At 62.1% G+C, this 6224-nt stretch carries 6 protein-coding genes; 1 reads left to right on the forward strand and 5 read right to left on the reverse strand.

The features are described 5' to 3' along the window. Positions 1-100 precede the first annotated feature (100 nt). Together B9A12_RS14980 and B9A12_RS14985 are read right to left on the reverse strand one after the other, a co-directional pair. Positions 101-895: a hypothetical protein gene (locus tag B9A12_RS14980; protein ID WP_084058912.1), complete on the reverse strand. Its 795-nt coding sequence runs from the start codon at positions 893-895 to the stop codon at positions 101-103. Between the two features lie 10 nt (positions 896-905). Then, positions 906-2372, reverse strand: a complete 1467-nt coding sequence (locus B9A12_RS14985; protein WP_084058913.1) for a DEAD/DEAH box helicase family protein — start codon at positions 2370-2372, stop codon at positions 906-908. A 280-nt stretch (positions 2373-2652) separates the two neighbouring features. Here B9A12_RS14985 and B9A12_RS14990 point away from each other — a divergent pair, with 280 nt between their 5' ends. Continuing rightward, on the forward strand, positions 2653-2967 hold the full coding sequence (locus tag B9A12_RS14990; RefSeq protein WP_084058914.1) for a hypothetical protein: 315 nt from the start codon (positions 2653-2655) through the stop codon (positions 2965-2967). A gap of 24 nt (positions 2968-2991) precedes the next feature. On the opposite strand, the gene mltA is transcribed toward B9A12_RS14990, so the two are convergent. The 3 genes from mltA to B9A12_RS16765 all read right to left on the reverse strand — a co-directional run. Further along, positions 2992-4191 carry a murein transglycosylase A gene (mltA, locus tag B9A12_RS14995; protein WP_170920649.1) on the reverse strand — a complete coding sequence of 400 codons (1200 nt, stop codon included), beginning with the start codon at positions 4189-4191 and terminating at the stop codon, positions 2992-2994. Positions 4192-4356: 165 nt separating this feature from the next. Then, complete coding sequence (gene ahcY / locus B9A12_RS15000; protein ID WP_084058916.1) at positions 4357-5613, reverse strand: adenosylhomocysteinase; 1257 nt, start codon at positions 5611-5613, stop codon at positions 4357-4359. A 454-nt stretch (positions 5614-6067) separates the two neighbouring features. Then, a partial coding sequence (locus B9A12_RS16765; RefSeq protein WP_139796671.1) for a transposase occupies positions 6068-6224 on the reverse strand: 157 nt, incomplete at its 5' end.

Consider the following 6224-nt stretch of genomic DNA (forward strand, 5'->3'; position numbering starts at 1 on the left):
TGATGTTTCTTGCGCTTTGTGGGGGGCGGCCTGCCCTGGCCGCACGGGTTCGCAGGGGGCAGCCTGGGCGTTCTCGGACAAGCTCCTGGGCCTTGGACCGTCACACAAGTCCGCGCTCCACCAGGTCTGCGATGATCTGGAAGCGGCGGCAGACCCCCTGGCCGTGGCGCCATCGGGAAGGCGGTCTCTTCAATGCATCAAACAGCCATTGATCGCCCGTCCACACCCACCGCACCAAGGCCTCCGACACCCGCACCTCGTGAAACCATCTCTGGGTGGCCTGGACGGCTTGCCGGACGGAAACGGTGCGCTCCCCGGCCAGGTGTCCCTCGGGATCAAGGAGCCGCCAGGCCACGGCAACGTCTTGGACGCAGAAGACCTCCAGCGCGGCTTTGGCCTGGACGGGCCTCCACACCATGAGGGGGTTGTGCGTGCGGCAGGCCTGTTCCCATTGTTCCAGTCGGTCCACGGTGAGCACGGGATCCCGGGGGCAGCGCGGCCCGGCCGCCCGCAGGGGAAGGCCCCATCGTGCCAGCACATCCTGCTTGGCCCGGTCTCCATGGCAGATCCTGTGCCAGGGAAGCGGAACCTGGGCGTAGGCGGCGGTGCGCCATTGCAGGGTGCGATCTTTCCAGAGGCTATAGGTAAAGGCGGAAGGAAAACAGCGGCATCCGGCGGCCTCCAAGACGGTGGCGAAACGCGGCGTGGGGTACAGCACCCGGTCTGCTCCCAACAAAGCCCTTCGCTCCTCCCGCGTGTAATCCGCCATGCGGGGACGGATTCCCAGGGTTCGCACTGCGCGAACGTGGGACAAAAAGGGGGCCAGAGCCACCAGGCGCCCGGGACGGGCGGGGGCAGCTCCGGCCTTGGATTCCAGGCGATCGCCCCGCTGCACGTTTTGCCCATCAATTGGGCTGGAGCAGAACGTCTGGGTGCACTCCGTAGTTGTAACTGCGCATGCGGAAGTAGTTTTCCAAGAGTCCCACCTTCTGATCCACGTAGTCGTAGATCTTGAGTCGGCGTCCGTTGTTTCCGTTGCCATTGCCGTTTCCGGCCTCCACGGTGCCGTTCTTGTCAAGGCTTCGGATCGCGTGGGCCAGGCCCTTTTGGAAAAACAAGGGGACCGCCAGAAAGAGCACGTGGGCGGTCACGTGCCTGTGACAGTGGAGCAGGGTCTTGGGGGTCAGCAGGACGACGGAAGGCCCCTCTTGGGGCAGGTTCCGGCAGCATTCCGACGCCGCTGCATCCGCTTCGGCGTCTTCCACTTCGCTTTCAAGGGCTTCCTGGCCGGCGGCCGGGACATGGACCGGTATGCCGCGGCGTTCCAGCTCCCGCCCCAGAACCGTTTGCTGCTCCTCACCGCCGCAAATCACCACCAACGGTGAGGATACCGATCCCAGCTCCTCTTGGATATCGTCGGCGATCAGGTGCGTGCGTTGCGCATCGGTCATGAGCGCCTGGAGCATGGGCGAGTAGTCCTCGTCACCGGCATAGGGATACTCGAACTCCGTGGGACGGGCCACCACATGGGCTCGGATAATCCCTTTGCCCTCCCGCGCGTCCTTTTCGTTGATGCTGTAGACCACATCGCCCAGATAGAAATAGACCAACCGGTTCAGGCTGTCACGCCGTTGATCGGTGTTGGCCAGGCCCAGGAGATAGCGGCTGTCAAAATTGGGGAGGAGCTGATGGAGCACCTTGGCGGGACACCGCTGGCATTCGTCCAACAACACAAAGCCCACCTGCTCCTTCACGTCCTTCCACACGCGCATCATCTCCGCCGTGTGCGCCACGGTGATCCGATCGCCCAGCTTGTGGTGGCCGCGGACAAAGACGCCGATCTGTTCCAGGGGCACCTGGAGGAAATTGACGATCTTGGTGATCCAACCCTCCAAGAGGTCCATGCGGGGAATGAGCACCAAGGTGGGCTGTTTGCGCTGGGCGATGACATAGAGAGCGGTCACCGTCTTGCCGCTCTTGTAGCCGCCGATGAGCGTGGCCGCCTGTCGCTCCAGAATCTCCTGGGCCGCTTGGAGCTGATAGTCCTTGAGTCGGCCGTGAAATGCCAGCTCCACCGGCTCCAGGGTTCGGCGGCGGTCGATCAGCTTGTAGGGCTGATGGTGCTTGTTGCACAGATCCAGAAGCTGATCCAGAAATCCGCGGGGCAGCAGGTAGTTGCGGCCCGCCTTGCGGATGCAGTTGATCTGAGGCGGGATGCCGCCGATCCACTCTCCCCGCAGATGCCGCTGTTCGTATTCCGGGTTGGTAAAGACCAAACGTTCCTGGATCTTTCGCATGACAGGGGGGCTGACGTCACCGTAAGGAATCTGGATGCGTTCTGCCACCGTGATTTTGAGAGTCTTCGCGCGCATTGGATTCGAACCACCTTTGATGAGAATTCAAGCTCAAAACAAACTTTTTTGAGCTCGTTGAACATATCATACAAAAAAAGTATGGATTGATAAAGCCCGTTTCCCAACCGATGATCCGACTGGTCCCGCCGGAACCGTTTCGCCGTTGCCATCAATTGATGAATAAGGTAGTCACTGTGGCGGGCCCTGTCAGGACAAGGCCGGGTGCTCTTACCATCGGCCAGAACCGGGGGCCGCAACTGGATGGATCCGTCACGTCTTGATTCGAGAGGAGACCGTCATGTCCCAACCTCCAGAGGAGGCCTTGCAACGGCTGCTGGATCTGGCCAAGGAGTACCAGTCGAAACAAAAAGAGTTGGACCAATGGGCATCCCAGGCGAGCCCGGAGGAGCTGCGTCCTGGTCTCATGGCCTTTGGTGAACGGGCGACCGATCGGTTTCGGGCCGCGCAACAGGTTCTTCTGTTCCATCTCTACTCCGATGAAGCCGCACCCAGCGAAGAGGTTCGAGAGGCGGCCGCCGCCATGTGCCGCTGCTTCGACGAGATGCTCCTACTTTTCCATCGACTGCTGGACGAGGGGGCTTCCCGGGCATGAAGCCCGTCTTGGGGATCCCCACCCTTAATGGGGCTCATCGGCCGGTGGGCCCATTTTCTTGAGCACAATATAGAGGGTGGCGGGATGCTTGAGGCGTCCGGCCACGGCCTCGGCTTTCGGGCCGGTGCCGCAGTAGAGGTCCAGGCGATGGGGACCTCGGATGGCGCCGCCGCTGTCCTGATGAACCACCCAACGCTGAAAAGGTCGGGTTCGCGGACTCCCATCCCCCAGGGGGATGCGCCCCAGGAGCAGGCCCGGGACCGCATCGGGAAAATAGGTGCTGTCGGCCGCCACGGAGCGCCCCGGGGTCAGGGGCACGTGGAGGCTGCCCAGGGGGCCTTCGTCCACCCAGCGGAAGAAGATGTAACTGGGGTTGTGAAAGAGGATCTCATGGAGCCGTTCCGGATGGTCCCGGAGGAAACGGCGTAGGCTCGAAAGGCTCATCTGGTCCCGTGGGATCCATCCCTGGGCGATGACGTAGGCTCCAATGCTTCGGTAGGGATGGCCGTTGGTGCCCGCATAGCCGATCCGGCGCGTGGTGCCGTCGGCTAGCTTAAGAACTCCCGATCCCTGCACGTGGAGGATGAATGCGTCCACGGGATCCTTCAACCAGGCCAGCTCCAGGCCGCGTCCCTTCAGCGCTCCCTGCCCGTCGATCTGCCTGCGGTCGAAGTACGGGACCAATCGGTTTCCCTGGATGCGGCCGAGCAGGCGGCGCGGTCCGCTTGATGGCGGCTGCAGCCAGGGAAAACGCTCCATGGCCACCTGGACCAGGTCGGAAGGAGGTCCGTAGAGGGGGTAGCGAAAGACGGGATCGGGTTGCAGGCGTGCCTCCAGAACCGGTTCGTAGTAGCCGGTGAGCAGCACGTTGTGGCGCGGCTGGGCCGGGTCTTGGTAGGCGTAGAGCTGGAAATCGCGCGAGAGTGCATCAGGGCTCAGCTCATCTTCTCGAAGCCGCTTCAAAAGGAGCCGGACCGTCTGTTCCATGTGTTCGAGGGAGACGGTGTGGCCGTCCACCTGGAAGGAAGTGGCCCTGGGGTTGCTGCGCTCACAGTAGCGCAGCGATTGGACCAGGGCGTGCTCCAGGCCCTTCAGATTCATGTCGTCTTGAAAACCGCCCAGAGACTCCCACGACACGGAAACGATGCGGGCGGTGGGCTGGGAGGGAGGCGAAACCCTGGGTGTGCAGGCCGCCAAAAGGATCAAGACGGCCGGAAGCCACATCCATTGCGCCCCGGGTGGGGTGTGTCGGCGTGGGCGAAAAAGACGGAGCCTTGCGGGTTGTGTGGTCATGGCGACAGGGATTTCCGAAAGGTAAACGAGCCGGGGCACGCCCTGGCGGCGTGCCCCGGCCGGCAGTCGAGATGGGCGAGAAGACGTCTTGAGTCGCTAGGTCCCCATTTCCCAGGAATTCAAATACTTTTCCTGTTCCGGGGTGAGCGCGTCGATGGCCACGCCCATGCTGGCCAGCTTCAGACGGGCGATTTCCTTGTCGATCGCTTCGGGCACCCCGTAGACCTTCTTCTCGAGATGCGAGGCGTGGTTTTTCATGTATTCGGCGCACAGGGCCTGGTTGGCGAAGCTCATGTCCATCACGCTGGACGGATGGCCTTCGGCCGCCGCCAGGTTCACCAGGCGACCTTCCCCAAGCACGTAGATGCAGCGCCCGTCTTCCAGCCGGTATTCCACCACGAAGTCACGCACCGTGCGCTTGGAAACGGCCATGGCCTCCAGACCCTCCAGGTCCAGCTCCACGTTGAAGTGGCCGGAATTGCACACGATGGCCCCATCCTTCATGGCCTGGAAATGCTCGCGGCGGATCACGTGGATATCGCCGGTGAGCGTGCAGAAGAAGTCGCCCAGGGGGGCGGCATGGGCCATGGGCATCACCTGGTAGCCGTCCATGACGGCCTCCAACGCCCGCAAGGGATCCACTTCGGTGATCACCACCTTGGCACCCATGCCGGCCGCACGCATGGCCACGCCCCGGCCGCACCAGCCGTAACCGCAGACCACAAAGGTGGATCCGGCCAGCAGACGGTTGGTGGCCCGGATGATGCCGTCGATGGTGCTCTGACCCGTTCCGTAGCGATTGTCGAACAGGTGCTTGGTGTCGGCGTCGTTGACGGCGATGATGGGATAGCGCAGCACCCCGCCTTCCGCCATGCTCCGCAACCGGATCACTCCGGTGGTGGTCTCCTCGGTGCCTCCCACGATGTGGGCCAGCAAGTCCTGGCGTTCGGAATGAAGGGTGCTCACCAGGTCCGCCCCGTCGTCCATGGTGATGTGGGGCCGATGGGCCAGGGCGGCATGGATGTGCTTGTAATAGGTCTCCTTGTCTTCTCCCTTGATGGCGAAGACGGGAATGCGGTCATGAACCACCAGGGAAGCCGCCACGTCGTCCTGGGTGCTCAAGGGATTGGAGGCGCACACGCGCACCTCGGCCCCGCCGGCCTGTAGGGTCTGGGCCAGGGCGGCCGTTTCCGTGGTCACGTGCAGGCAGGCGGCGATGCGAACGCCGGCCAGCGGTTTTTCTTTCTCGAAGCGTTCCTTGATCGATCGCAAAACGGGCATGGACTTGGCCGCCCACTCGATTCGCAGCCGGCCCTTTTCGGCCAAGGCCTCGTCCTTGATGTGAAATTCCATCCGACTCTTCTCCTCTGTTGCTGTTCCCTTGGGCCTACGCGGGCCCTTGTCTTAACGGGAAGGCTTGGGCTTTTGGCAAGGCTGCCCCACACGGGCCTTTAACCTTTTGTGGGATTCCTAACAGGTTGAAAATCCAAGCGGCGCTGTGGCCCTTGGGGAGCCGTGTGGGGGCGGGTTCGGAACCCGCCCCACATTCTTTAAGGCCAGACCGGCAGTGCGGGCGCTCCTGGTAGCCCCAACCTTCCGTCCACACAAGAAGGGAAAAACCTGGGCGTTTTCAGTCAGCCTCCTAGGAGCTTGTCCGACAATGCGGATTAAAATTTGAGTCCTGCATCGTTCATGAGCAAACATCGCGGGTGAAAGTGCTGTGACTGCAGAGACGTTGCTCGTCGACGCAAGATATCGGGCATCAGCAGGTATCAAAGAGCCATTCAAAAAGGAGCAAACTGCCCCTTTAGGCAGCCTGTGCCCTGATCGCTCTTTGATCTATATTGATGATGCCCTCAGCTACGGCCTTTACAATCTTAAGAAGGTTATGGGCAGCGCACATCAGGGCAAATTCGCCCCTGACCTTTTCCAGCCCCCGCAGGCGAAAACCTCGAAACCCAAGA

This window comes from Desulfacinum hydrothermale DSM 13146 (genome assembly GCF_900176285.1).
Taxonomy (GTDB): Bacteria; Desulfobacterota; Syntrophobacteria; order Syntrophobacterales; family DSM-9756; genus Desulfacinum; species Desulfacinum hydrothermale.

Coding starts and splice junctions, on each gene's coding strand:
- B9A12_RS14985 (WP_084058913.1), bottom strand. CDS start 2,372: ATGCGCGCGAAGACTCTCAAAATCACGGTGGCAGAACGCATCCAGATT.
- B9A12_RS14990 (WP_084058914.1), top strand. CDS start 2,653: ATGTCCCAACCTCCAGAGGAGGCCTTGCAACGGCTGCTGGATCTGGCC.
- mltA (WP_170920649.1), bottom strand. CDS start 4,191: ATGTGGCTTCCGGCCGTCTTGATCCTTTTGGCGGCCTGCACACCCAGG.
- ahcY (WP_084058916.1), bottom strand. CDS start 5,613: ATGGAATTTCACATCAAGGACGAGGCCTTGGCCGAAAAGGGCCGGCTG.